The following is a 22906-nucleotide window of genomic DNA, read 5'->3' as shown; positions in this document are numbered from 1 at the left end:
GATTGCAGCGTGGCCCTGTTTGGCGGAGAAATCTTACTTGGCTGTCGTTGTCGTCGCTTTAGTTGTTGAACTTGTTACCGTGGTCGCTTTAGTACTTGATGTGCTAGTTGGTATAGGTGTTTCTGGCTCTATACTTGGCGCTTGTTGCGTTGTTGACGATTTACTCGCCACCATATCAATAGACGTATCTGCCTGAACTAAGACTTTGGCTGCTTCGACGAGTTTTGTAGAGGCTTCGTCGAGTTTATTATCTTGTAAGTAGTCGCTTGCTTGTTGTAATGAGGAACTCGCTGAGTTGATTTGCTCTGCTGACGAAGAAGCTGTTACGGTAATAGAAATCGTTGCTGATGAATTACCCGCTACGATAACCGGCGTTAACGTTGTCGTGGGCAAAGCGTTTAGCTTATCTGTTGCCACCGTAAGATCTAATCGGAAAGATTCAACTTTTGTCGCAACCGCTTGTGTTACTTCTTCGGTAGAAATGGCAGAGTCGGGATTTTTTTGTACTTCTACCAAGACCGCTACTGCGCTAACGGATGTATCTACTGCTGCTACCTGCGCTTCTGAGAGCGATGCTTTTACATTTGTGAGCGAGTCTTCATTTTTCATTGTCTTTAAATCTGTTGCTACCTTGCTTGTTGCTTTATCAACAATCTTTGCAACATTTGCCGTTTCTGCAGCTGGTAGCTCTTGTTTTGCTTCTTTGAGTTGTTGTTTAACGGTATTCAGATCACGCTTTAAGGTTTCGGCCGCGAGCTTTACGCGTTCTGGTTGTGCGCCTGGTTGATTTACAATCTCTTTCATTTCATTAACGCGTCTTTCTACAAATTCTGTTTTGAGCTTTACCTTGTCGGTTTTTGTTTTTGCAAAAGCAAGCCTTGTTTGTTCAGAAGCAATTTTAATTGGATACAATAATTCGCCCGGGAGTGATCGCTCCGAGGCTGAAACGCTAAATAGTGATCCACCAAGCAATGCCATCGCAACGGATGACAAAATCAAGGCAGGACCTCTAATAGCAGAATAGGATTGTTTTACGAACATGCTAAAAGCTGTTTTGGCTTTAGCGGGTATTGGCATTGGTTCAGCAGGTAATGAATGCTTTACCTGCGTCATAAGCATTGTACGTGTATCGCTCATCCATTGCTTATCTGGCGAAATCAAACGCTCAGCCGTCTTTACGGCTTGCATACGTTTGAGAAGTTCGCGTTTATTCATGTTCTGGTGGGACGAGGCCATCGAGCGCTTTAATCGCACGATGGTAGATAACACGGACATTACCAACGCTTTTATCCAAGACCTTACCAATATCACCAAAGGAGAGTCCGTCGATGAGACGTAGCATGAGCACGTCACGATAACTTTCTTTTAAGCGTTCGATTTGGTCGAGAATCAAGCGTAGGTCAGCTCGGGCTTCGATCGCGCGTTGATTTGCGGATTGATCCGAGTAGACTGGGTCCTCATCTATAGAAGACGTTTCAGAACCCGAAAACGTTACACTCGCATCTGATGCTTGCTTTCGGTAGTAGTCTGCAATGGTATTTCTTGCAATACGATATAAAAAGGCTCTTACATTTCTAATCGGTTCTTGATTTTGTAATATAATCTGCCAGAGCTTCAAAAAGGTTTCACTTGTTACATCTTCTGCAGCAGCTTTGTTTGGGAGCTTTAATGAGACAAAACGAAAAATCGACTCAACATAACGATCGTACACACGCCCAAAGGCATCTGCATCACGTTTTGTGCGCAGTCGGTAGAGGTCAAATTGGTCGATGAACTGACTCATGCGTAGAATGCCGTGGAATCGGGCGCAGAACAGTCGAAATATAGTAACGAGATAACGAGATATAATCAAGTGATCTCTGATCCTATTATAAAGACGCTAAGGGGTTTGAACTTAATTGAATTGGCGTAACAAGATCACGGGACTGACCAAGTACATCAGCATAGACGCGAACCATATCGTTTGCACGTTCATCGCAGTCGTGAACACGTGCAACATGTACTTGTGCTCTTTGACCAAGCTCGCGACGTTCTGCTGGATGACGCTCGGCAATACGTACCAAAGCTTCTGACATTCCTTCGATATCTTTTAAGCCAACCGGAATCATCCAACCACCCGTCGCTTCGCGGTTTGCAGGGATATCAGTAGCGATAACCGTTTTACCGTACTGACAAGCTTCGACAATAGCCAAAGACAATCCCTCACTTGATGACGGAAAGACATGCGCCATAGCACGTGACTGTAGTACAGCCATCTCTTCACCATAGCGCTCACCTAAATAATGCACGCCGGAAATAGCGGCAGCGCGATGGATAAGAGACTTTGCATAGCTATCACTAAAAGACGAGGCACCAACCAAAACAAGAGGGATCTTTTTTACCGCTTGTGATTTTTGTGCAGCGAGTGCATAAGCCTCAATCAATAAATGCGCCTCTTTATCAGGGATAAGACGTCCAACAAATAAGAAATACTGGTCTTCGGTTAGCTCATGCTTTTCAAGATACTCTTGTGCTTTAGCTGGAAACTCAGCTTGCGGAATACCATGTGGGATATACCAAGGCTGAACACCATAGGTTTTTGCGCAATATTGAGCGAGATCTTGAGAAACGGTTACGGTACGATGCGCAAGATGACAAGAACTCCATTCGCCAATAGAAAAGACGAGTCTTGCAAAACGACCCCATTTTGTCAGAACACGATCAATACAATGAAACGTAACGACAACTTTTGCTTTTGGTACCAGTAGACGAACAAGTGGAACAAGAACAGCAATGCCTGCACCATGTATATGAACAATATCAGGACGTAGCTTACGTGCGGCAAGAATAGCCGTAAACGAATGTGTAATTGCATCAAGATGCTTTGTCTTGATGCCTTTTGTAATAATTTGCTCAACACCGTTTGGTGCCTTGCTTTGAGCAACATACCAGGCACGACCAAACACAATAACGCGGTGACCGCGTTCTACGAGGCTTGTGGCAAGATGTTGAACATGACGTTCAATACCTCCTGAGCGGGCTGGAAGACCCTTTTGACCAATCATGGCGATAGTAGGCATAGGCGTGTCCTTTTTAAGGGAGACCGACGATATTGCCTTATTTTAGCCATTTTGTCAAGGGTAATTGGCAATAATTACGCTAATATTAGCCAAATAATATGATTCAAACCGCAGGAGAAATCCATGTATACTCGACGTCTTGTCCCGGTAAAGCCAAAATCGCTAAAACATCAATCTGAATAGAGCGTGCCTGCAAACCGCGATCTTGCAGATACCGAAGAACCGCTAAACGAATACGCCGAAGCTTTTGAAATGTCACAGACTCCTCCGGTCTTCCATAGGTTAACGATCGTCGATACTTTACTTCGACAAAATGCAAAACATGATCACGCTTGATGACGAGGTCTATTTCACCAAAGCGATATTGGACATTTTGATCGATAATTTCAAAACCCTTTTTGATAAAATAGGTAACAGCGAGTGATTCTCCCCCATCGCCGATCGCTCGATGAGAAGGAGAAGACACAAAAACGGAGTAGGTCATAGAACCTACTCCGTTCACTTTTTTCTTTTTTCTGTCAAACGATTTTTTAAAATTACTTACGACCTTTTGGCTTTGGTAAATACTTTTCGTATGCGGCGCGCTCTGGGTCATGCGTCATACGTGCATCGCGTTGCTCTTTTTGATAACGGCGAAAGATCATTACTTTCCAGGTACCAAAGATACCGAGCCAAAGAAGCCAAAAAATTCTGGCCGAAAGAAATGGGATATTTTCATATGTCATGAGCCAGAGCAATAACCCAACAATAACCGAAGTAATACCGCATGTCGCTAAACGACTTGCTGCGTGGCGTTTTACGATATCTTTTAGTTGGCGCTTCCATAACAAAAGAAGAATAGAGCTAAGTGCTAATACCGCCAACAAAATAAGAATAAGCTTACTTACCCATGGTGAAAAAGGCGTAGCATAATATGAAAACCAAAATGAGAGTGAAAACAGTGGTGTAATGAAGTTCATAGAGATGAAGAAAGAATAGCGGGTTGCGACACAGCTACCGACAGAGCCTCAGCGAGAGCAGCGACGCGTTTTTTCTTAAAGACGAGTGCATAGTGCTCATCTCCTGCGTCAAAACGCTCTACAAAAACACATTCTGTTTGCTCGAAGCATGACTTTACTTCGTCTTCGCTCATACGCGCATCAGCAGGAGGCCCGATAGGTCTTTGACCAGACTTCCATTCGATAACACAAATGCGTTCGCCCGGCTTCGTAAGACGTATCGCCTCCGAAACAAGACCATGTCGATCGCTTGAAAGATAGAGGTTATTTGCAATAAGCGTCAAGTCTACTGTGCCTGGCGGAATACGCGTGGCACCAACAATGTCAATATCAGACCAAATAACTGACACCTGAAAACAATGGTCGTTTTTTGCCGTTCGTTCTATGGCATGAAGCGCTGTTTTATCAATATCAACGGCATAGACCTTGCCACCAGGGCCGACAAGCTCTGCCGCAGGAAAAACAAAATGCCCGTGAGCGCCACAACCAAGGTCGGCAAATACCTCGCCATCTGACAAACCGAGACGTCTACAAACGGCTGCAGCATCGATGAGCTGATTACGGCTTTGTTTCATACGCTATTGAATATCTGGCTTTGGAAAAAGAGATCCAAGGGTCGCCTGTAAAAAGCCTCCCCACAAATTTAACCCCCACATCAAACCTCCAATAATCACGATAATACCTAAAAGCTTGATAAATAGTCTTGAACCACCTGAACCAAGGTACTTTTCAGCTGTTGGGATACGTCCAACAAAATCATAGATAGGCTCAGTCTTGAGAATCATGAGCGTACCAAGAGCGGCAATAATCATGCCAACAAAAAAACGTAGGATCATAGTATTGATTTTATTCTCATTTAGTGTACCATGCGCGCCATTATGCCAAAACCCTCCTATCCCCGCTCCTCCAGCTCAAGCTACGGGGACCGTAAACCTTCATACGGTGACAGAAAACCGTCTTTTGGCGACCGCAAACCCTCATTCGGTGCCCGTAAATCCTACGGCGATAAGCCCGCTTATGGCGCTAGTCGCCCATCTTACGGTGACAGAAAACCTTCATACGGAGGTTCAAGCCGTCCATCTTATGGTGATCGCAAGCCATCTTACGGTGGTGATCGTCCATCCTACGGAGACCGTAAACCATCCTTTGGCGGTGATCGTCCATCTTATGGTGATAGAAAGCCAGCTTATGGCGCTAGTCGTCCGTCTTATGGTGATCGCAAACCTTCTTACGGTGGTGATCGTCCATCTTATAGTGATAGAAAGCCAGCATATGGTGACAAAAAACCTTACGTTTCTCGTCCTTGGGGTGACCGCAAACCATTTGGTGGTCCAAAAACATTTGGCGACCGAAAACCTTACGGTGATCGCAAACCTTCTGGTGACCGTGAAGAGCGTACTTACAACGACCGTCCATTTAATGCGGACAATAGCTCACGTAAGACCTATATCACTCGCAGCACTCACAACCCTAAATCCAGTTGGGAGCCAGTGGCACCTTGGTATGATGACTATATGGGCAAATCCGGCGGTGACTATCAACAAGACGTTGTATTTCCAGCCGCTATCAAGCTCTTGAGTCCAAAAGAAGGTAAGACCTATCTTGATCTCGCTTGTGGACAAGGTGCCTTTAGCCATTTACTTGCAACAAAGGTCAGCGCCAAAGTTATTGGTCTTGATGCTTCACCTACCTTGATTGAATCTGCAAAAAAAGGAGCAAAGCAAAATGAAACATTCGAAGTTGGTGACGCTCGTACCGCGCTCTTACAACGCGAAGAAAACGAATTTGATGGCGCTGTGATCAATCTCGCTATTCAAAACATCGATCCACTCGAATCTATGTTCCGTGGACTTGCCCGCGTTCTTAAACAAAATGCAACGCTTGTTATCACCCTCAACCACCCAGGCTTCCGTCAACCACGTCAAAGTGGCTGGGGTTGGGATGAAGAACGCAAATTACAGTTCCGCCGTATCGACCGTTATCTAACGGAGTACGAACAACCAATCCAAATGCATCCAGGTGCAGCGCCAGAAGAGAAAACCTATTCGTACCATCGTCCATTGCAAACCTATATCAGCGCCCTCGCTCGTCATGGTTTCGCTGTTGACGGTCTCGAAGAACTTATCTCTAACCGCGTATCAGACTCCGGTCCAAAAGCAAAAGCAGAAAACTTCGCTCGTAACGAGTTTCCACTTTTTATGGCCATTCGCGCCATCAAAATCAAATAAGCAAACCAAATAAAAACACTCCGTCATTGCGGAGTGTTTTTATTACGAGGCACCGTGGCACTTTTTATATTTCTTGCCACTCCCACAGAAACATTCGTCATTACGACCAAGCGTACCTGGATCAACCATCTCGGTAGTTGGCTTGCTTGGATCAAAGATATCGTCGTTTTCGCGTGGGTTCTCTGCAGGTACTTCGACCTTAGGTTCATCGCGAATCAAACGCACTCTAAAGAGGTTCGTTACGATGCGTTGATTAAAGGCAGCAAGCATCTCGTGAAAGAGTCTAAATGATTCGCGTTTATATTCAACGAGCGGATCGCGTTGGCCATAGCCTTGCAAACCAACACCCTGACGTAGGTAATCCATATTCTCAAGGTGATGCACCCAGAGATTATCAATGCTTTGCAAAAGCAGTGAGCTCTCAATGTTCGTCATCATACTTGGATCATTCACATCTTTTGCAAGACGATCATATCCAGCGCGAACAAGTGCCTGACCTGCTTCGATAAGCTTTGTACGTAGTAACACAGCATCACCTTCTTCTTTTAGCGCATCAATAGCTTTTAGCCATTCTTCACTTAGAGGCATACCTTGCGGCAAGAGTGATGCGACAGCCTTTGTCATCTCATCAGCATCCCAGTCTACATTGACCTCGGCAGCTGAGTGATGTGAAACGATTTGTTCAATCTCTCCATCATACGCTTCGAGAACAATAGACTTAAGAGGACTTTCGCCATCAACTGTTGGCTTCATCGAAGCCTCCAAAATATCACGACGCTTACGATAGATAGACGTACGATGCTTATTTAATACATCGTCATATTCAAGCACGTGTTTACGTAGATCAAAGTTATGACCTTCGACTTTTTGTTGTGCGGCCGTAAGAGACTTTGTTAACATTTTGTGCTCAATCGCATCATCTTCTGATAAACCAAGCGTATCCATCATCTTTCGCATCCGCTCAGAGCCAAAAATGCGCATTAGGTCATCCTCCATCGAGAGATAGAACTGCGTTGAACCTGGGTCACCCTGACGCCCAGCACGACCGCGTAACTGATTATCGATGCGACGTGATTCATGTCGTTCTGTACCTAGAACAAATAATCCTCCAAGCGCTTTTACCGCTTCTGCTTCTTTTTCGTCAGCAGGATTACCACCAAGAAGAATATCCACACCACGACCGGCCATATTTGTCGCTACCGTAACAGCACCACGACGACCTGCTTGAGCAATAAACTCCGCTTCTTTTTCGTGATTTTTCGCATTGAGCACATTGTGAGGCACGCCTTCAATCTCAAGCATCTTTGAGAGAAGCTCATTTTTATCGATTGACGCTGTACCTACAAGCACCGGCTGACCCGTTGCGTGACGCGCTTTGATTTCGCGAACAACGGCACGATACTTACCAAGCTCACTTTTATAGACGCGATCAACAAGATCCTGACGTTGATTTTGTTTATTAGTCGGGATGGATAATACTTCGAGTTTGTAGATCTTATGGAATTCTTCTGCTTCTGTTTCTGCCGTACCCGTCATACCAGAAAGCTTTTCGTAAAGACGGAATAAGTTTTGAAATGTTACCGTCGCAAGCGTAACAGACTCGCGCTGAATCTTTACACGTTCTTTTGCTTCGATGGCTTGATGTAACCCATCCGAATAACGACGACCCACCATAAGACGACCTGTAAACTCATCAACGATGACGATCTCACCATCATGAATAACGTAATCGCGATCTTTTTTAAACAAAGCTTTTGCTTTTAAGGCTTGTTCGACATGATGTACCGTTTTTAATCCCCCATCTTCATAGAGGTTATCGACACCGAGTGATTTTTGCACTTTTTCGACACCGGCATCATTCAATCCTACGGTCTTAAGTTTTTCGTCCAACGTATAATCATCGGTTTCGATAAGATCATGTACAACATCAGCAAAACGATAGTAGACCTCACCCGCCTCTTCTGCAGGCGCGCTGATAATAAGCGGCGTACGAGCTTCATCGATCAAAATCGAATCAACTTCATCGATAACAGCAAAATGAAGACCGCGCTGAACAAGACCGTTAGCGCTTGAAGCCATATTGTCGCGCAAATAATCAAAACCAAACTCGTTATTTGTTCCGTAGGTAATATCTGCGGCATACGCTTCTTTACGCGTACAAGGACGAAGATAGTCGTGATCTACTTTAAAATTACCTGTCTCATCACGCTCTGCATCATGTTCTGCTTCATTTTTAAAAGAAGCATCATAGAGAAAACTTTTATATGGTTGAGTACAAGCAACCGTAAGTCCCAAAAAATCATAGACTTGTCCCATCCAAACCGCATCACGACGTGCAAGATAATCGTTTACCGTTACAACATGTACACCTTTGCCTGTAAGAGCATTCATATACACAGGTGCAGCAGCGCTGTAAGTGTTTTACCTTCACCGGTGCGCATCTCGGCAATCATACCTTTGTTTAAGGCGAGACCACCAATAAGCTGCACATCATACTGACGTTGCTTTAATACACGTCTCGATACTTCGCGAACAACAGCAAATGCCTCCGGAATCATTTTTTCAGAAGACTCTCCTTTTGCGAGACGTTCTTTAAATTCGGCGGTTTTTGCTTTTAACGCATCATCTGAGAGCGCTTGAATCTCAACTTCAAGAGCGTTGATCTCATCAACGGTTTTGCGAAACTTTGCGACTTCTTTGGCATTTGGGTCGCCAAAGAGCTTTTTTATCATAGATTGCATGCGGGGATCTTAGACTATTGAGGCTTTTTTTGCCAATACTTGGCTCAACCAGGCAAAAGAATCTCGTTTTTGTGTATTTATTACAAAAACAACGCACTAAGTGCGTTGTTTTTCCTTCCAATCAGTGATTTCTACACGAAGATGGTCACGGACCTTGTCGATGGCCTTGTAGAGATCATCAGCATCGCGCTCTACGATGATAATATGCCCGTTCACATCAACGATCATTTTACAGAAAAAAACGTCGCCTGAGTGATGGTGGGCGCTTTGCTTACCCACTTCAACATCAATGTGATTGATATTATCCGCGTATTTATCAAGCGATTGAGCTTTTTCTTCAGAAAATGCGTGAATGGCTGGCGTCATCTCGATGCCTTTGGCTTTTACGTTGATAGTCATATGATATATTTTCGCGCATACGCACCGAGCATGCAAGCCGCCTCGGCACACCTTAACCAATTGACATCCAAAACTATATCTGAGTAATCTCATTGAACTGGAGGAAACATGTCCCTTTATAATGAGCGTCTCAGTGAAATTGGCTCCGTTCTCAATAAGCACAAACTTCTGGACAAGAGCCAAAAACTCGATCCAAAGAAAGTAAAGGTAACCGCGACCAAAGAGGGAGCGGAGCGAAGTCCTGTACCTTATGAAATTCTACGCCTCGTGCGACACAAGCTCGAACTAAAAATCATCGTCTTCTCGGACGAAACGACAGCTGTATTCGTCAGACCAACGTACGAAGATAAAATCGTTCTCGGGCTTATCGCGACTAGCAACAACGAAGGCTGGACGCTGCATGTAGAGCAAAATCCCTTCGTCGTGGTTACGAACATGTCGAAAATTATTGATCAGGTGAAAAAAAGCTCACCCATTGATAACAAGTACACCCTTACCGAAGGATTACGCGCGCTCGACCGTCTATGCGCGGCCTACAAAAATTAGACAATCAGTAATGTCTATGGTTACGACACCGTCACTCGGTGTTGTTTTATTTCAAAACCCCAATAACTGCACTTCTTCTTCTAGTTCAATCCCGTATAAATCTCTCACCTTCATTTTTACACGTGAGATAAGCGCGACAATATCTGCCGCTTTCGCCTTGCCTTTATTTACCATAAAGTTACCATGCTTTTCGCTTACCGCGACATCACCAATTGAGGCACCAAGCATATCCGCTTGATCAATGAGCCAACCTGCCGAAACGCGTTTTGCTTTTAACATCCCTTCTGGAATTTCTGGAATCTCTCGTTTTAAAATAGTTAATTGCTCTTCATTTTGATAATCCCAATTCTTAAAAGCACATCCAGCGCTCGATTCGCCAAGCGGTTGCTTGTCTTTACGTTCATTCATCACCCATTGCAATTTTTCTTTTGAAGCTTCGACATCTGTTGATTGTGCGATCTCCATGGTCGTCGATAAAATGACATGTGGCACTTTTTTAAAGTAACTCGAACGATAGCCAAATACACATTCTTGATTGCTATACGTTACCAAAGAAAAATCCGACAAACGTAATGTTTCAACAGAAACAACATGATCTTTCATCTCGCCGCCATAACACCCCGCATTACCATAAACAGCGCCACCGATAGTACCCGGTACACCAACCGCCCATTCAAAACCCCCGAGTCCATGGTCTACGGCTTTGCGCGCAACCATACCAGTGATGGCACCCGCTTCTGCTTTGACCTTGGTACCTTCGATCTGAATATCTCGCATACCGGTTTGGATAATAACTCCTTCGAAACCTTCATCGGCGACAAGAATATTTGAACCTCCACCATAAACAGCAAAAGGAATCTGCTGCTCTTGTGCAAAGCGCACCATTTCTATTAAGTGTTCGGCGCTCATTGCCGTTACATATAAACGCGCAGGACCACCAACACGAAAACTCGTATGCTTCGCCATCAGCTCATCGCGCGTAACACCAGAAAACGCTTTTTCAAATGCTTCTTTTTTTTGTTCTGATAAAACCTCCATATTATTCAAGCTCCGTTGCGATTTGATAAATATCTCCAGCTCCCATAACAAGAACAACATCTCCCGGACGCATCCAACGCTTTACCAGTTCTTTTGCCGCCTGAACATCGGGTGCATATTCGACATGTCTCATAACCCCACGTTCTAAGTCGTTGCGTACCACTGCTTCTTGTAAATCTCTCGAGCTAATCGCAAGCCCTGTCTCACGACCGGCAACATCATAAATCTCAACCAACGCCAAGGCGTCCGCTTTTTCAAAAGCTGGGATAAAAGCATCAAAAAGATCTTTTGTTCGTTGACGCTGATGAGGTTGAAACGCCAACACAATTCGTCTTCCTGGATAAAAAAGCTTCGTTGCCTCAAGCGTTGCCGCGACCGCCGTTGGATGATGACCGTAATCTGAGATAATCGTATGATTATTTGCTTCTGAAATAATTTGAAATCGACGCCAAATACCTTTGTATTCTGAGATTGGTTTAACAAGTTTAGAAAACGAAACCCCGATCGAACCAACGAGTGCGAGTGCTGCTGCTGCATTCATTACATTCATCTTGCCAGGAACATGCATGACAAATCGATGTGGACGTCCTTCGAGATCACGTAACATAAAAGACTGCTCCCCTGCTTTCGTCATATAATCTGTCACTGGAATATCCGCATGCATACCAAATCCAAATGTCTTTACACGAATGCGTCGTGCCTCGAGTTGCGCACGTACACCACCGATAACCGTTTGCACATGCGGATCATTAGCGTTTGCAAGTACGATCCCTCCATCTTGGACGTTTTCTAACATTTCGCGAAAAGCGTCTAACATTGCCTCGAGATCAGGATAGATATCCGTATGATCAAGTTCGATATTATTTACGATCACCGCAAATGACTTGAATTCAAGGAAATGTTTTGCGTATTCGTCACCTTCGATTACGACCCAATCAGAATGACCATGACGAACATTACCATCAGGAAAAGACGGTACACGACTCCCCACAATAACGGTTGGGTCTGCGTCTACACTCTCGAGTAATAATCCCGTGATAGAAGTAGTGGTGCTTTTGCCATGTGTACCGGTGATTAAGAGCACACGTTTATTTTTTGTCCATTCTCCGAGAAATTCAAAGTTTGTGAGCTGATGAATATTGCGCTTCATCGCTTCTGCGCGCTCTGGATTGGTGACGGGTACCGCAGAAGAATAGATCACCAAATCAACATCTTTTGGGATGTTTTTGCGTCGTGACCAATCACAACCGTAACGCCGATTTTTTCGAGCTCATCGGTAGCTTCAGACTTTGCCGCATCAGAACCACTTACTTCAATACCCGGATCGTTTTAAGATTTTTGCCACACCGGACATGTTAATACCACCAATGCCGATAAAATGGACGCGCTTTAATTCTGTGAGATTCATAGACAGAGAATAGTAGACAAACAAGAAACAGAAAACCCCTACCCGCTTGCACGTATTGCAAAACAGGAGGGGTTCATGGCCAAAGTGGCTGAATAGCCTTTAATTCTGCAGGTCGAATATCAACCGCTTCGATGGCTTTTAGCCAATAGTCACGAGGGACTTGAAAGTGCTCTTTGTAGATCTGAACCGCCTCAGTGAGTGGATATGTGGCGATATATGCATAATTATCGTCATAGACCCGAAAAAAGGCATTACGTAGACTTATACAGAAATCGAGTCTGCCCATATTGTGCTCGTGCAAATAACGAGCAAACTTTATGACTTCTTCTTCATCAAATGTAATGGCTTTGGTCACTGAGACCTCCTCTCCTCCAAAGGTTAAAAGGAGGTTCGTATTTAGAATAATTGAGCAAAGATGTCAATTTTACCCCATCTTGCTACACTTATTTTATCAATGGAATATTCCATTATCGTCCCTGCTTATAACGAAGAGCAGAGTATCGAAAACGCCCTAAACAGGATTGCGGAGGTTTTTGACACCTTGCAAAAACCCTATGAGATCCTTGTTATTGATGATGGTTCAACGGATGCAACCGCAACCCTTACGAGCAACCTTGTATCAAAATACCCAACAACGAAACTCCTTCGTCACGAGATAAATAAAGGCAAAGGTGAAGCGGTAAAAACAGGAGTAAGTGCAGCGAAAGGTGTTTATACCGTTTTTTTAGACGCTGATCTTGCGACTGAACCATCTACATTTTTATCATTTATCCCAGCGCTCAAAGATCACCCTATCGTTATTGGTTCAAGAAAAATTCGTGATGCTCGTATCGCTAAACCGCAACCCTGGTATCGTCATGTTTTTGGTAATACATTTAATGCAATCATTCGACATACACTCGATTTAGAATACACCGATACACAATGTGGATTTAAAGCCTTTCAAACACCAGTCGCAAAAGAACTCTTTCAAAACCTTGAAACGACAGGATGGACCTTTGATGTTGAGATATTGCTAAAAGCAAAACAAAAACAATACTCCGTAAAAGAACTACCTGTTACCTGGAAGAACGGATCGATGAGTCGTGTAAAATTAAGTGAAGCGCCGCAGATATTGAAAGAAATACTCGCGTTAAAAAAACGTTACCAATCTACGAACAAATAATCGTGCGGTTAATATTTTTAAAAATTCTCGGCATCTTTTCTGTTTCGCGCTTAAACATTTCTGCGATAATTCGTAGCTTTTCTTCGGTGAGTAATTGCTTGCGAGACCAAGCTAAATCCGCAGAACATTCAAACGTTAAAAGTTCTACATCATACCCGTAAGCACCTGCCGCTAAAACATAAGGCGAATATTCCCAAGCTTGCACATTGGTATTATCAACAACAATCCACTCTTTACCAGCCACTAAAGAATCTAAATATAGTCGAAACGCCTTGCGATGATTTTCTTCTAACTTGGTGATATCGAAGGTATAAACGCCATCAACGATAAAAAAATCATCCGTTGATATGATCGTAGCGTCTTGAGCATTGCTTTTCGTCCACGTTGTTTTTCCGGATCCAGAGATACCGCGAAGGATGGTGACTTTCATATTAGATTTTTTTGGCAACAATATTAAAGAAATGCCAATGTTTTGGTGCTCCACTTGACGTGCGTGAATCACGTTCTACTTCTTCAAACGTTAACAACTCCATATCTGAAAACAACGCTCTCGCTTCTTCTTCAGAATGAAACGTCATTTCTTTTCCTGGGGTATTCCACTCATCACGTTTGCCGAATAATTGACCGACGAAGATACCATTTTGTTTTAATGATCGCTTAATTCCAATCATGACTTTTTCAAATACTTCTGGCGAGGCAAACGGTATCGCATATTGAGCGTTCACTAAATCATACGTGTTATCTTTGTAGTTAAAAGCATCGAATGTCGCAGTTGTTACTTTAACACGCTCGTCTTTAAGATCTTCAACCAAACTCTCAACAGCTGGCTCGGCATCAACAACATCAATATGTAAAAAATCTTGCGTTAAAAGATACCTCGTATCTTTAAGCTGTCCTGCGCCCAAATCTAAGGCGCTATTTCTTGCATTATGATCTGCCATTGCCTTAACCAATAATGGTGATGGCGGATATTCTCTGGTTTGCTCGAGATACTTCACCCAGTCATGCTTGTTTTGGTCTTTGGCAGGCCTTATCATCTTTATCGAAGGTAATATTGCACCTGAAGTAAACTGCGGCGATGAAGCTGGTTCATCAACTTCTACTAATCCAAACGACTTATACAATTCAATAGCACTCGTCGAGATAGTCGCAACGTTAAGTTCAAGTGGCTTTTCATCACCGAGCCAATCAATCACTTTCTGCATGAGCTCACGCCCGATGCCTTTGCCGTGATACGCAGGTAAAACATAGAGCCCCCAACATTCATTGTGTGATTCACCTTTTTTACCCTGACCATAACCAATCACGGTCTCATGATCTTTTGCAACAAAAACCTTTCTTGTGCTCAATGGATTCTCAATGGCTTTTTTCCAGTTCAAGATTTCTTGTTCGCTTTCTAGATCCTTTGAAAGAATATCCTCGACATTAACTCCTAATTCTTCATTAGGATACGTCGCTAACCACGTCTCTTTTCTGACACGCGCAATACCAGCAGCATCTTCGGGCTGGGCTTCACTAACCACATAAAGCTTTTCAGAGCTTGGGATCTTTTCCATATTAAAGACACGCTAACATAATAGCCGTCGAGTGACGACTTTCAGGCAGAGCGGTGACCTCATATACCTTGTTCAGCCTAATAATGGATGCACAGAAAGAACCTTCCAAGTCCTATCTTGTTGTTGCTCCAGTATTGCGACAGCATCAAGAACAAAATAATCAATTGGTGGCTGTCTATCCTTGAGGTACTCGCCGATTGCTTCAAACTTTTCTGGAGTAACATCTCTGAATGCCAAGGTGCAATGAAAATAAACATCCGAGAAGCGTCGTTGATCGACGATATTAAGCGATGATTTTATTAAGTGTGTAATAGCATCTTTAATAGCATGCAACTCGGCTTTTTGTTCAAGGTCCAAAAACCACACCTCATTATCGAAAGGTTTGAAGCCCACAACAGACAAAGGAAGCGCTGTTATTAATTTTACTAATTTATCCAAATCATGTTGCAAGCGACCAATATTCTCAGCTTCCGTATCAAACGGATAGAACAACGTAATATGCGGAGGTATTCTCAGGGCTTCGTGCACGTCAAATGTACGAGCAATATCATTACGCAAGCACTAATTTTCTCTTCGGCTTCACCTCGAAATACATAGGCAACAAAGTAGGTCATATCACTTAATAGTATTTTTAAAGTATTCTAGATCTTCTTGTGTTTTTTCTGTCAGATCGTAACGACTTAATTCTGACAATGCTATCCAATCAAATCCCCGACCCTCTCCCAAAACTAAATCACCAACGGACACTACAGATTCAACATAGAATACATACCGGTAAGTACTTAACTCTTCATTGAGATAATCTCTTAACAAGAGCACTTCTTCACTTTCAACAACTAAACCAATTTCCTCAAACAGCTCCCTTATAAAACCCTGTTGAGGTGTTTCGTCCCCCCTCGTTTAAACCACCAAAAATGCCCACTTATTAGGGTTAACTGCAGCCTTCTCATCGCGTTGGTGAAGCAAAACGCTCTGTGTCTTGGGATTAAAGAGAAAACCCCTGAATACGTCTTTTCCATAAAACAACGCTAGCACAAAGACCTCTCCCTCTCAATCAGTTTCTGCTTTCGCTCTACTCCCCAATGATAATTGCCAATTCCTCCAGATGTTGGGACGACGCGATGACACGGAATGAGTATCGCGATTGGATTTTTTCCTATTGCTGTACCAACAGCACGCACAGCTTTTGGTTTTTGATAGCTTTTGCTATCTCACTATAGGTTGCTGTATCACCTCTAGAAACGCGTTGTAATGCGCGCCAAACACTTAATTGAAACGGCGTACCGTAAAGATCGAACGTCACAGCAGAGGCATCTCCTGTTTTTATTGCTTGAAGCGCACTTTTTGAAAGCTATCTAACTTATTGATGAGAGCTACGTTTACAAAACGTGCTTGCAATTCTTTCAATGCCGTCTCTTTATCCTTCATCACAAATCCTAAATAACAAATACCGCGCCCAGTTGAAGCAATAAGAATATCGCCAAAACGGCTTTTTGCGAATTGATAATAAATAGTCGATTCGTTCATAGAATATCAAATATCCGATCGCCAAGCTTGATATCGTTGCGGTAATACCTCCGATAAGAATAGGAGCGCTGATGATCATAATAAAGATGATAGCTATAAGAACAGCCTCCATCTGACCCGACCAAAGCGCAAATAAAAATTCTCTCTCGCCTTGATTACGCGCACGACCGCGTATCATTATCAAAGGTAAACCCACTATTACCGGAACAATAAAACCAACTAAACCACCAAACCAAGCCCATTTACCCAATGACTTCAGCGACTTATGCGCTGCCTTTATCCCGAAACAAAGAACAAGCAAAAGCCATATACTTGAGCTCACCTGATAGGCGATATGCGTATTATCTACCTTGAAAAGCAGTGCGATCATTATAATGGTACCAATAAGAAATACCCTTAACATAACCGCATAGGTCGACAGGATATTCTTAATACCAACAAGACCCGCTTCTTTTATCTTGGGTAAAAGTATATTCATATTAGCGGATATTAATACCAAGCGCCGATAAAAGCGAAACGACCTCAGGTAACGAAAACTCTGCACCTTTCACTTTGTTTTCCGTAATATCAATTTCGTAATTTTTGCACGCGAAAGATCCGCTTTATTGAAATCACATTGTCTAAAACGACTTCCGGCAAGATCACTTCCGCTAAAATCTACCTCAGTTAAATCGGTGGCATAGAACGTAACGTCTTGAATTCTGCATTGAAGAAATGGTGTGCGTTTAAGTTTTAACGAAGAAAAATCACATGTTGAAATAAGGCATTGCTTAAAGGCGATGTCCAAAATTTACTATTACTCTTCGAGAAATTTGCACCAACAACTTTACCTCCATCAAATTTTACGCCATACAATGTTGTTCGATAAAAATCAGGTGAACTTAGTTCACAATTCTCAAAGACACAGTCATTAAAACTTGCTCCAGAAAAATTCGCTTTATCAAAACGACACTTACGAAAGACGCAATCAGAAAAGGTCACGTCACGAGCATCGAGTGCTGATAGACTTATTCCTTCGAAGGTCTCACGTGAGTAATCTTCGCCTTTTAGAATCTCCATAAATAAGTCTAGACGATGGTTTCACAAATAGCCAACTTATCGTTATACTCCCCCAACTTGAACCTTATGTCTAAACTCCAAGAAATCCACGCACGCATTCGTGCCAATAAAGAAGAAAAAAGAAAGGTAAACGTCATTTTTAAAGATGTATTAGCCCAATCAAAGCCCTACCAAGATATTGTTGAAGAGCTTAATGAGCTAAAACTCAAAAAAACACGCATCGAAAACGAAATTCGCTCAGACTTTACCAAAGAACTCGAACGACTCGAGAAAATTGCTTTAGACGTAAAATCAGACGAAATGCTCCTCACCGATCTTTCGCTTACCATGCTCATGAAAGGCCAAAGCCTCGAGCTCATGGACGAAAATGACCAAAAGTACGAACCCGTCTTCAAAATCAGTTACAAAAAAGCGCAGTAATTACTGCGCTTTTTGTTTTGCATCCAGAGCCCAATCGTCAGTCGGTGAAAGCGCTAACGCGATACCGATCATTCCAAGCGCTGTATCTCTCACGCCAATAGCGCCCCCTGTCGTAAAAGCGATACCAAAAAGGTGCAAGGCAAGAAAAGCTGCGATAATTCGTGTATAAAGACCGATAAGCAGCATGAATGCGCACACAATTTCTAACCATCCATTTAATTGCACCAACATCTCACCCGGAATCGGAAAATAGCCCGTAAACTCTGGCAAAAAACCAACCCAGCTTGCAGGTGAAAAAAGTTGCTGCGAACCAAACCAGAAGAATAACGCCGCAAACGACCACCGCAAAATAAGACGTGATGAAAAAGTCATAGGCCTATTTTAGCGTACCAATCTTGAGCAAAATAAGCGCTGCTTGTGCAGTTTTGTTCTTTCCATGCTGACGATCAAAGTTTGAACTAGCATCGCTTCCGCAAAGGTTTTTAATTTTTGATGCACCGCCAGGATGGCGATCGATCCAAGTAGTGAGATCATAAACGCTTCCGTTAATAGCGGCCCAACAACTACTCGGTGAGCTATGAGCTTGAACATCCGCCAATGTATAGCTAATTTGGATCTACAGGTGTTGGTGCTTTAGCGATAGGCGTCGTTGGTTCAACTTTTGGGTCCTCCTTAGGGAGATCCTTTGCAGAAGCGGGAACCGATACAGCTTCTTCAATCGCATCAGCTACTGTTTGTGCCTCATTCGTATCCGTGTCTGTAGCTACTACCGGCGCGCTTTCATCAAAGACTGCCTGATTCTGCATACGAATCACTGGACGACCAAAAAAGAGAATAGCTCCGACGCCTACGAAAAATACGGTAAGTATTCCAAGGGTTAAGTACTGTTTTTTCTGCATATGCTAGGATGATGTCAAGCGATTTAATCACCGTCAATAAATCTATTACGCAATTAGACGTAAATATCTTTCACATTAAATTATGAAACTATCCATACACACGACAATAGACGCTCCGCTTTCAAAAGTATGGGATTATTACAACGATCCAAACCACATCATGCTTTGGAATCACGCTTCAGACGACTGGACTTGTCTACTCGCAAAAAACGATCTACGCGTCGGTGGTGTTTTCTCTTCTCGCATGGAAGCAAAAGACGGTAGCTCAGGCTTTAACTTTGGCGGTACCTATACGGTCGTTATCCCAAACGAGCGTATTACCTATACAATGGCTGATGGACGCGTAGCCGAAACAGATTTTTCTGAGGTAGACGGTAAAACCACCATCGCCACCACCTTTGATGCAGAAAAAGAAAACCCTGAAGAAATGCAACGCAATGGCTGGCAAGCTATTTTGAATAATTTCAAAAAGTACGTTGAGAATAATTAGTAGTAAAATCACTACTTATCCCCAGCGCTAAGTTGCGAAGCATACCCCCAAGGGGGTATGCTTTTTTCATGAAGACACATCAAGAAAAACTTATTCGTCGATTAAAAATTGTCGAAGGCCAAGTACGTGGCCTACAGGAGATGCTTTTAAATGACAGTTATTGCATCGACATCATCACACAAACATCTGCCGTAAAAAGCGCTCTCTCCAGCATCGAAGATGTTTTATTAGAAAATCATCTTTCGAGCTGTGCGTTAAAGCAAATCAAAGAAGGTAAAGAATCAAAAGCCATTACAGAAATTTTAAAGGTTTACCAACTAAAACGTAAATAATATGAACCATAAAAAAACCGTTGCTATCAAAGGCATGCACTGCGCATCTTGCGCGATTACCATTGAAAAAACGCTAAACAAAACAGATGGCGTTGATGCTGCTCAAGTGAATTATGGCACCGAAACAGCCGCTATTCAGTTTGATCCATCCAAAACAACGCTTGAAAAGCTTTCTTCTACGATTGAACCGCTGGGTTATACTTTTTCGATGCCTACTGCAGAATCCATGAACATGTCAACTGATGAACATGCGGCGCATTTAGGGCTCAAGCAATCCAAAGAAGATAAACTCAAAGAAATATCTTCGATGAAAAAAATGGTCTACTCAATTTTGCCATTAGCGGTGATTAGTATCATAGAAATGACGTGGAGTATCCTAGCGCAATTCAATGCCCTCCCCGCACCAAATACCTTCATCCAGATGGCCTTTCATCAGCTCATGCCACTCATGGCGACCTATGCGCTCTTTGTTGTAGGAAAGCCTTATTTACTGGGGATCTACCGATTCGTGCGTTATGGCAACGCCAATATGGATACGTTGATCGGTATTGGTACGAGCGTTGCCTATGTTTATAGCTTGGTCCTCGTTCTGTTTTCAGAAGCGCTCAAACCTTATTTAGATGTTCAACATCTCTACTTTGATGCCACTATCGTTGTTATCGCTTTTATCACTCTCGGTAAATATCTCGAAGCACGCGCAAAAATAAAAACCGGTGATGCGATCGAAAAACTCCTCAATCTTCAAGCAAAAACAGCACTCGTAATTCGTGACGGCAAAGAACAAGAAGTCGCTATCAACGAGGTAGTCATAGGAGATCATATTATCGTAAAACCAGGTTCAAATATCCCTGTCGACGGCATCCTTACAGAAGGTGAATCCTATGTAGATGAATCGATGATTACTGGAGAATCAATGCCGATTCAAAAAACTACCGGCGACACCGCCATCTCTGGAACGGTAAACACCACCGGAACCTTTACCTTTAAAGCGACAAAAATCGGCTCTGAAACGCTGCTCGCAAAAATTATTACCATGGTGCAAGAAGCTCAAGGCAGTCGCGCTCCCATTCAAGCGCTTGCTGATAAAATCTCTTCTGTATTTGTGCCAATTGTGCTCGTTCTTTCTGTTATCACTCTCGCCGCTTGGCTCATTATTGGCACCGGCCCATTAGGATTTTCTCAAGCACTAACGTTTGGACTCACTTCTTTTGTAGGGATTCTTGTAATCGCTTGTCCTTGTGCACTTGGGCTCGCTACACCTACCGCTATTATTGTTGGTGTAGGTAAAGGGGCGAAAGAAGGCATCCTGATTAAAGATGCCGCCACTCTCGAAAAACTCCATAAAGCAGACACGATTATCGTTGATAAAACCGGTACAATCACCAAAGGTAAGCCCGAGGTCGTAACCGTCTACAATCAAACAACAAAACCAGAAGCAGAGCTCATCAGCATTCTCGCGACATTAGAACAAAAATCTGAGCATCCTATCGCTTATGCCATAACAAGCTACGCAAAAACACATAACGCACCCATTACAAAGGTTACAGACTTTGAAATCATAAAGGGCAAAGGCCTCAAAGGCTCAATTGATAACGTCGAATATTTTGCTGGTAATACAAAGCTCATGGTCGACCTAGGTCATACATTAGACTTTGCTATTATCGAAAAAGAAACAACGGATGGTAAAACGCCCGTATTCCTTGCAACAAATAACGCGTTCCTTGGTTCCGTATATGTAGCAGACGCCATCAAGCCAGAGGCTACGCAGGCAATCAAAGATCTACACAAATTAGGCATGACAGTCATCATGGTGACGGGCGATATGAAAAATACGGCTCAAGCGATAGCTCGTGAGGTAGGGATCGACGAAGTGATTGCCGAAGCACTTCCAGAAGAAAAGCTCACCAAAGTAAAATCCTTACAACGACAAGGTCGCGTAGTGGTTATGGCAGGAGACGGCGTAAATGATGCACCTGCACTTGCACAAGCAGATATTGGTATTGCGATGGGCACAGGTACAGACGTTGCTATCGAAACAGCCGGCATCACCTTGCTTCATGGCGATATCTCAAAAATTGTGAAAGCTATTCGCTTATCAAAAATAACCATGACCGGTATTAAGCAAAATCTTTTTTGGGCTTTTATCTATAATATCATTGGTATTCCTCTTGCGAGTGGCCTATTCTATCCCCTCTTTGGCTGGTTATTAAGCCCTGTATTTGCAGGGCTCGCGATGGCATTATCAAGCGTCTCGGTTGTTGGTAATTCCTTGAGATTAAAAACAAAGAAACTCTAATATATCGCTATGCAAAAAACCTATACCTTTCACGTGGATGGACTTCATTGTCAGTCCTGCATCCTGTTAACACAAAACGAGCTTAAAGAGATGCCTCAGATCACTAATGTACAAACATCTTTAAAGACAAATAGCATTCAAGTCACGGGCGACTTTGGAGATAAAAGCGAAGCGGAGCTATTACCAGAACTCTCAGAAATCTTAAAACCTCTTGGTTATACGCTTAGTCTAAACCCTACAATAAAACCTGTCTCTTGGTCTGATTTTGCTATCGCAATACCAGTTGCGCTCACCTTCATTTTTGGCTTCATCTTGCTTCAAAAACTCGGCATCGTAAATCTTGTGAATACAAGTGAAGTCACTTATGGTACCGCATTTTTCGTAGGGCTTATCGCCTCGGTTTCAACATGCATGGCCGTTGTTGGTGGACTAGTACTGTCTCTATCAGCAAACTTTGCAAAAGAAGGCGATAAAACAAAACCGCAAATATTGTTTCATATTGGCCGACTTGTTTCATTCTTTCTCTTTGGTGGTATTATTGGAGCACTTGGTGCTTTTGTGCAATTTAACCAAACAACATCACTGGTATTAGGAATATTCGTTGCATTTGTTCTTGCTAGTTCTAGGTATCAATCTTTTAGATGTTTTTCCTTGGGTAAAACGTTTGCAACTCTTTATGCCGAGTTCACTTAGCAATAAGGCGAATACTCTTAAAAGACAAATCATACACTCACTCCGTTTCTTG

Annotated in this window: 31 protein-coding genes and 2 pseudogenes; 8 read left to right on the top strand and 25 right to left on the bottom strand. The window is 43.0% G+C overall.

Features of this window, described 5'->3' with window-relative positions:
• Nucleotides 1–33: 33 nt before the first annotated feature.
• From H6759_01245 to H6759_01215, 7 genes are all read right to left on the bottom strand, one after another.
• Complete coding sequence (locus tag H6759_01245; protein ID USN52685.1) at nt 34–1215, bottom strand: hypothetical protein; 1182 nt, start codon at nt 1213–1215, stop codon at nt 34–36.
• Entirely contained in the window at nt 1208–1783 is a 576-nt protein-coding gene (locus H6759_01240; protein USN52684.1) for a sigma-70 family RNA polymerase sigma factor, read from the bottom strand. The genes H6759_01245 and H6759_01240 overlap by 8 nt, the downstream gene beginning before the upstream one ends.
• An 85-nt stretch (nt 1784–1868) precedes the next feature.
• A complete protein-coding gene (locus H6759_01235) occupies nt 1869–3059 on the bottom strand; it encodes a glycosyltransferase family 4 protein (protein ID USN52683.1) in 1191 nt (396 codons plus the stop codon).
• A gap of 103 nt (nt 3060–3162) precedes the next feature.
• The gene (locus H6759_01230) at nt 3163–3543 is read right to left on the bottom strand and encodes a YraN family protein (protein ID USN52682.1); all 381 of its coding nucleotides are present in this window, start codon (nt 3541–3543) and stop codon (nt 3163–3165) included.
• A gap of 52 nt (nt 3544–3595) precedes the next feature.
• Nucleotides 3596–4018 (bottom strand): hypothetical protein, encoded by a 423-nt coding sequence (locus H6759_01225; GenBank protein USN52681.1) that lies wholly within the window; start codon nt 4016–4018, stop codon nt 3596–3598.
• Nucleotides 4015–4632, bottom strand: a complete 618-nt coding sequence (locus H6759_01220; protein ID USN52680.1) for a methyltransferase domain-containing protein — start codon at nt 4630–4632, stop codon at nt 4015–4017. Before H6759_01220 ends, H6759_01225 begins: the two co-directional genes overlap by 4 nt.
• A 3-nt stretch (nt 4633–4635) precedes the next feature.
• On the bottom strand, nt 4636–4893 hold the full coding sequence (locus H6759_01215; GenBank protein ID USN52679.1) for a hypothetical protein: 258 nt from the start codon (nt 4891–4893) through the stop codon (nt 4636–4638).
• Between the two features lie 42 nt (nt 4894–4935).
• Here H6759_01215 and H6759_01210 point away from each other — a divergent pair, with 42 nt between their 5' ends.
• Entirely contained in the window at nt 4936–6285 is a 1350-nt protein-coding gene (locus H6759_01210) for a methyltransferase domain-containing protein (protein USN52678.1), read from the top strand.
• A 42-nt stretch (nt 6286–6327) separates the two neighbouring features.
• On the opposite strand, the pseudogene secA reads toward H6759_01210, so the two are convergent.
• Nucleotides 6328–9026 (bottom strand): annotated as a pseudogene (gene secA, locus H6759_01205) (preprotein translocase subunit SecA).
• Between the two features lie 96 nt (nt 9027–9122).
• Nucleotides 9123–9425, bottom strand: a complete 303-nt coding sequence (gene raiA, locus H6759_01200) for a ribosome-associated translation inhibitor RaiA (GenBank protein ID USN52677.1) — start codon at nt 9423–9425, stop codon at nt 9123–9125.
• 108 nt (nt 9426–9533) lie between these two features.
• Between raiA and H6759_01195 the strand changes: the two genes are divergently transcribed.
• Nucleotides 9534–9971 (top strand): hypothetical protein, encoded by a 438-nt coding sequence (locus H6759_01195; protein ID USN52676.1) that lies wholly within the window; start codon nt 9534–9536, stop codon nt 9969–9971.
• Between the two features lie 51 nt (nt 9972–10022).
• On the opposite strand, the gene murB is transcribed toward H6759_01195, so the two are convergent.
• The 5 genes from murB to H6759_01170 all read right to left on the bottom strand — a co-directional run bounded on the left by murB (nt 10023) and on the right by H6759_01170 (nt 12772).
• The gene (murB, locus tag H6759_01190; GenBank protein USN52675.1) at nt 10023–11009 is read right to left on the bottom strand and encodes a UDP-N-acetylmuramate dehydrogenase; all 987 of its coding nucleotides are present in this window, start codon (nt 11007–11009) and stop codon (nt 10023–10025) included.
• 1 nt (nt 11010) lies between these two features.
• Complete coding sequence (locus H6759_01185) at nt 11011–12210, bottom strand: hypothetical protein (protein ID USN52674.1); 1200 nt, start codon at nt 12208–12210, stop codon at nt 11011–11013.
• A complete protein-coding gene (locus H6759_01180) occupies nt 12207–12326 on the bottom strand; it encodes a hypothetical protein (GenBank protein ID USN53021.1) in 120 nt (39 codons plus the stop codon). Before H6759_01180 ends, H6759_01185 begins: the two co-directional genes overlap by 4 nt.
• Nucleotides 12322–12417, bottom strand: a complete 96-nt coding sequence (locus H6759_01175; GenBank protein USN52673.1) for a hypothetical protein — start codon at nt 12415–12417, stop codon at nt 12322–12324. The genes H6759_01180 and H6759_01175 overlap by 5 nt, the downstream gene beginning before the upstream one ends.
• A gap of 73 nt (nt 12418–12490) precedes the next feature.
• Nucleotides 12491–12772, bottom strand: a complete 282-nt coding sequence (locus H6759_01170) for a hypothetical protein (GenBank protein ID USN52672.1) — start codon at nt 12770–12772, stop codon at nt 12491–12493.
• Nucleotides 12773–12832: 60 nt separating this feature from the next.
• Here H6759_01170 and H6759_01165 point away from each other — a divergent pair, with 60 nt between their 5' ends.
• Nucleotides 12833–13582 carry a glycosyltransferase family 2 protein gene (locus H6759_01165; protein USN52671.1) on the top strand — a complete coding sequence of 250 codons (750 nt, stop codon included), beginning with the start codon at nt 12833–12835 and terminating at the stop codon, nt 13580–13582.
• Here the strand turns inward: H6759_01165 and H6759_01160 are convergent.
• The 8 genes and pseudogenes from H6759_01160 to H6759_01125 all read right to left on the bottom strand — a co-directional run bounded on the left by H6759_01160 (nt 13569) and on the right by H6759_01125 (nt 17724).
• Complete coding sequence (locus H6759_01160) at nt 13569–14012, bottom strand: ATP-binding protein (protein ID USN52670.1); 444 nt, start codon at nt 14010–14012, stop codon at nt 13569–13571. The genes H6759_01165 and H6759_01160 overlap by 14 nt on opposite strands.
• 1 nt (nt 14013) lies before the next feature.
• Nucleotides 14014–15138, bottom strand: coding sequence for a GNAT family N-acetyltransferase (locus H6759_01155; protein ID USN52669.1), 1125 nt, complete (start codon nt 15136–15138; stop codon nt 14014–14016).
• A gap of 72 nt (nt 15139–15210) precedes the next feature.
• Nucleotides 15211–15696 carry a 2'-5' RNA ligase family protein gene (locus H6759_01150; GenBank protein USN52668.1) on the bottom strand — a complete coding sequence of 162 codons (486 nt, stop codon included), beginning with the start codon at nt 15694–15696 and terminating at the stop codon, nt 15211–15213.
• A gap of 57 nt (nt 15697–15753) precedes the next feature.
• Nucleotides 15754–16005 (bottom strand): hypothetical protein, encoded by a 252-nt coding sequence (locus H6759_01145; protein ID USN53020.1) that lies wholly within the window; start codon nt 16003–16005, stop codon nt 15754–15756.
• Between the two features lie 161 nt (nt 16006–16166).
• Nucleotides 16167–16465: pseudogene (locus tag H6759_01140) on the bottom strand (methylated-DNA--[protein]-cysteine S-methyltransferase).
• Nucleotides 16462–16665: a hypothetical protein gene (locus H6759_01135; GenBank protein USN52667.1), complete on the bottom strand. Its 204-nt coding sequence runs from the start codon at nt 16663–16665 to the stop codon at nt 16462–16464. Before H6759_01135 ends, H6759_01140 begins: the two are co-directional and overlap by 4 nt.
• Before the next feature lie 547 nt (nt 16666–17212).
• Nucleotides 17213–17452: a pentapeptide repeat-containing protein gene (locus H6759_01130; GenBank protein USN52666.1), complete on the bottom strand. Its 240-nt coding sequence runs from the start codon at nt 17450–17452 to the stop codon at nt 17213–17215.
• Nucleotides 17398–17724 carry a pentapeptide repeat-containing protein gene (locus H6759_01125; protein ID USN52665.1) on the bottom strand — a complete coding sequence of 109 codons (327 nt, stop codon included), beginning with the start codon at nt 17722–17724 and terminating at the stop codon, nt 17398–17400. Before H6759_01125 ends, H6759_01130 begins: the two co-directional genes overlap by 55 nt.
• Before the next feature lie 66 nt (nt 17725–17790).
• Here H6759_01125 and H6759_01120 point away from each other — a divergent pair, with 66 nt between their 5' ends.
• Nucleotides 17791–18144 (top strand): hypothetical protein, encoded by a 354-nt coding sequence (locus H6759_01120; protein ID USN52664.1) that lies wholly within the window; start codon nt 17791–17793, stop codon nt 18142–18144.
• On the opposite strand, the gene H6759_01115 is transcribed toward H6759_01120, so the two are convergent.
• Genes H6759_01115 through H6759_01105 form a run of 3 tightly spaced genes read right to left on the bottom strand, consistent with a single transcriptional unit; the run spans nt 18145 to nt 19043 of the window.
• The gene (locus tag H6759_01115; GenBank protein USN52663.1) at nt 18145–18516 is read right to left on the bottom strand and encodes a DoxX family protein; all 372 of its coding nucleotides are present in this window, start codon (nt 18514–18516) and stop codon (nt 18145–18147) included.
• Between the two features lie 4 nt (nt 18517–18520).
• The gene (locus H6759_01110) at nt 18521–18760 is read right to left on the bottom strand and encodes a cytochrome b5 domain-containing protein (GenBank protein USN53019.1); all 240 of its coding nucleotides are present in this window, start codon (nt 18758–18760) and stop codon (nt 18521–18523) included.
• Nucleotides 18750–19043: a hypothetical protein gene (locus H6759_01105; GenBank protein ID USN52662.1), complete on the bottom strand. Its 294-nt coding sequence runs from the start codon at nt 19041–19043 to the stop codon at nt 18750–18752. The genes H6759_01110 and H6759_01105 overlap by 11 nt, the downstream gene beginning before the upstream one ends.
• A gap of 82 nt (nt 19044–19125) precedes the next feature.
• Between H6759_01105 and H6759_01100 the strand changes: the two genes are divergently transcribed.
• From H6759_01100 to H6759_01085, 4 genes are all read left to right on the top strand, one after another.
• Nucleotides 19126–19533 carry an SRPBCC family protein gene (locus tag H6759_01100; GenBank protein ID USN52661.1) on the top strand — a complete coding sequence of 136 codons (408 nt, stop codon included), beginning with the start codon at nt 19126–19128 and terminating at the stop codon, nt 19531–19533.
• Nucleotides 19534–19601: 68 nt separating this feature from the next.
• A complete protein-coding gene (locus H6759_01095) occupies nt 19602–19865 on the top strand; it encodes a metal-sensitive transcriptional regulator (GenBank protein USN52660.1) in 264 nt (87 codons plus the stop codon).
• Nucleotide 19866: 1 nt separating this feature from the next.
• Entirely contained in the window at nt 19867–22161 is a 2295-nt protein-coding gene (gene cadA, locus H6759_01090) for a cadmium-translocating P-type ATPase (GenBank protein USN52659.1), read from the top strand.
• A gap of 9 nt (nt 22162–22170) precedes the next feature.
• Nucleotides 22171–22854, top strand: a complete 684-nt coding sequence (locus H6759_01085) for a sulfite exporter TauE/SafE family protein (GenBank protein ID USN52658.1) — start codon at nt 22171–22173, stop codon at nt 22852–22854.
• The last annotated feature ends 52 nt before the right edge of the window (nt 22855–22906 follow it).

The sequence above is a fragment of the Candidatus Nomurabacteria bacterium genome, assembly GCA_023898425.1.
In the GTDB taxonomy this organism is placed as follows: domain Bacteria; phylum Patescibacteriota; class Patescibacteriia; order 2-12-FULL-60-25; family 2-12-FULL-60-25; genus HK-STAS-PATE-2.
Note: the sequence above shows the minus strand (reverse complement) of the source record. Positions and strands in the feature narration are given on the sequence as shown.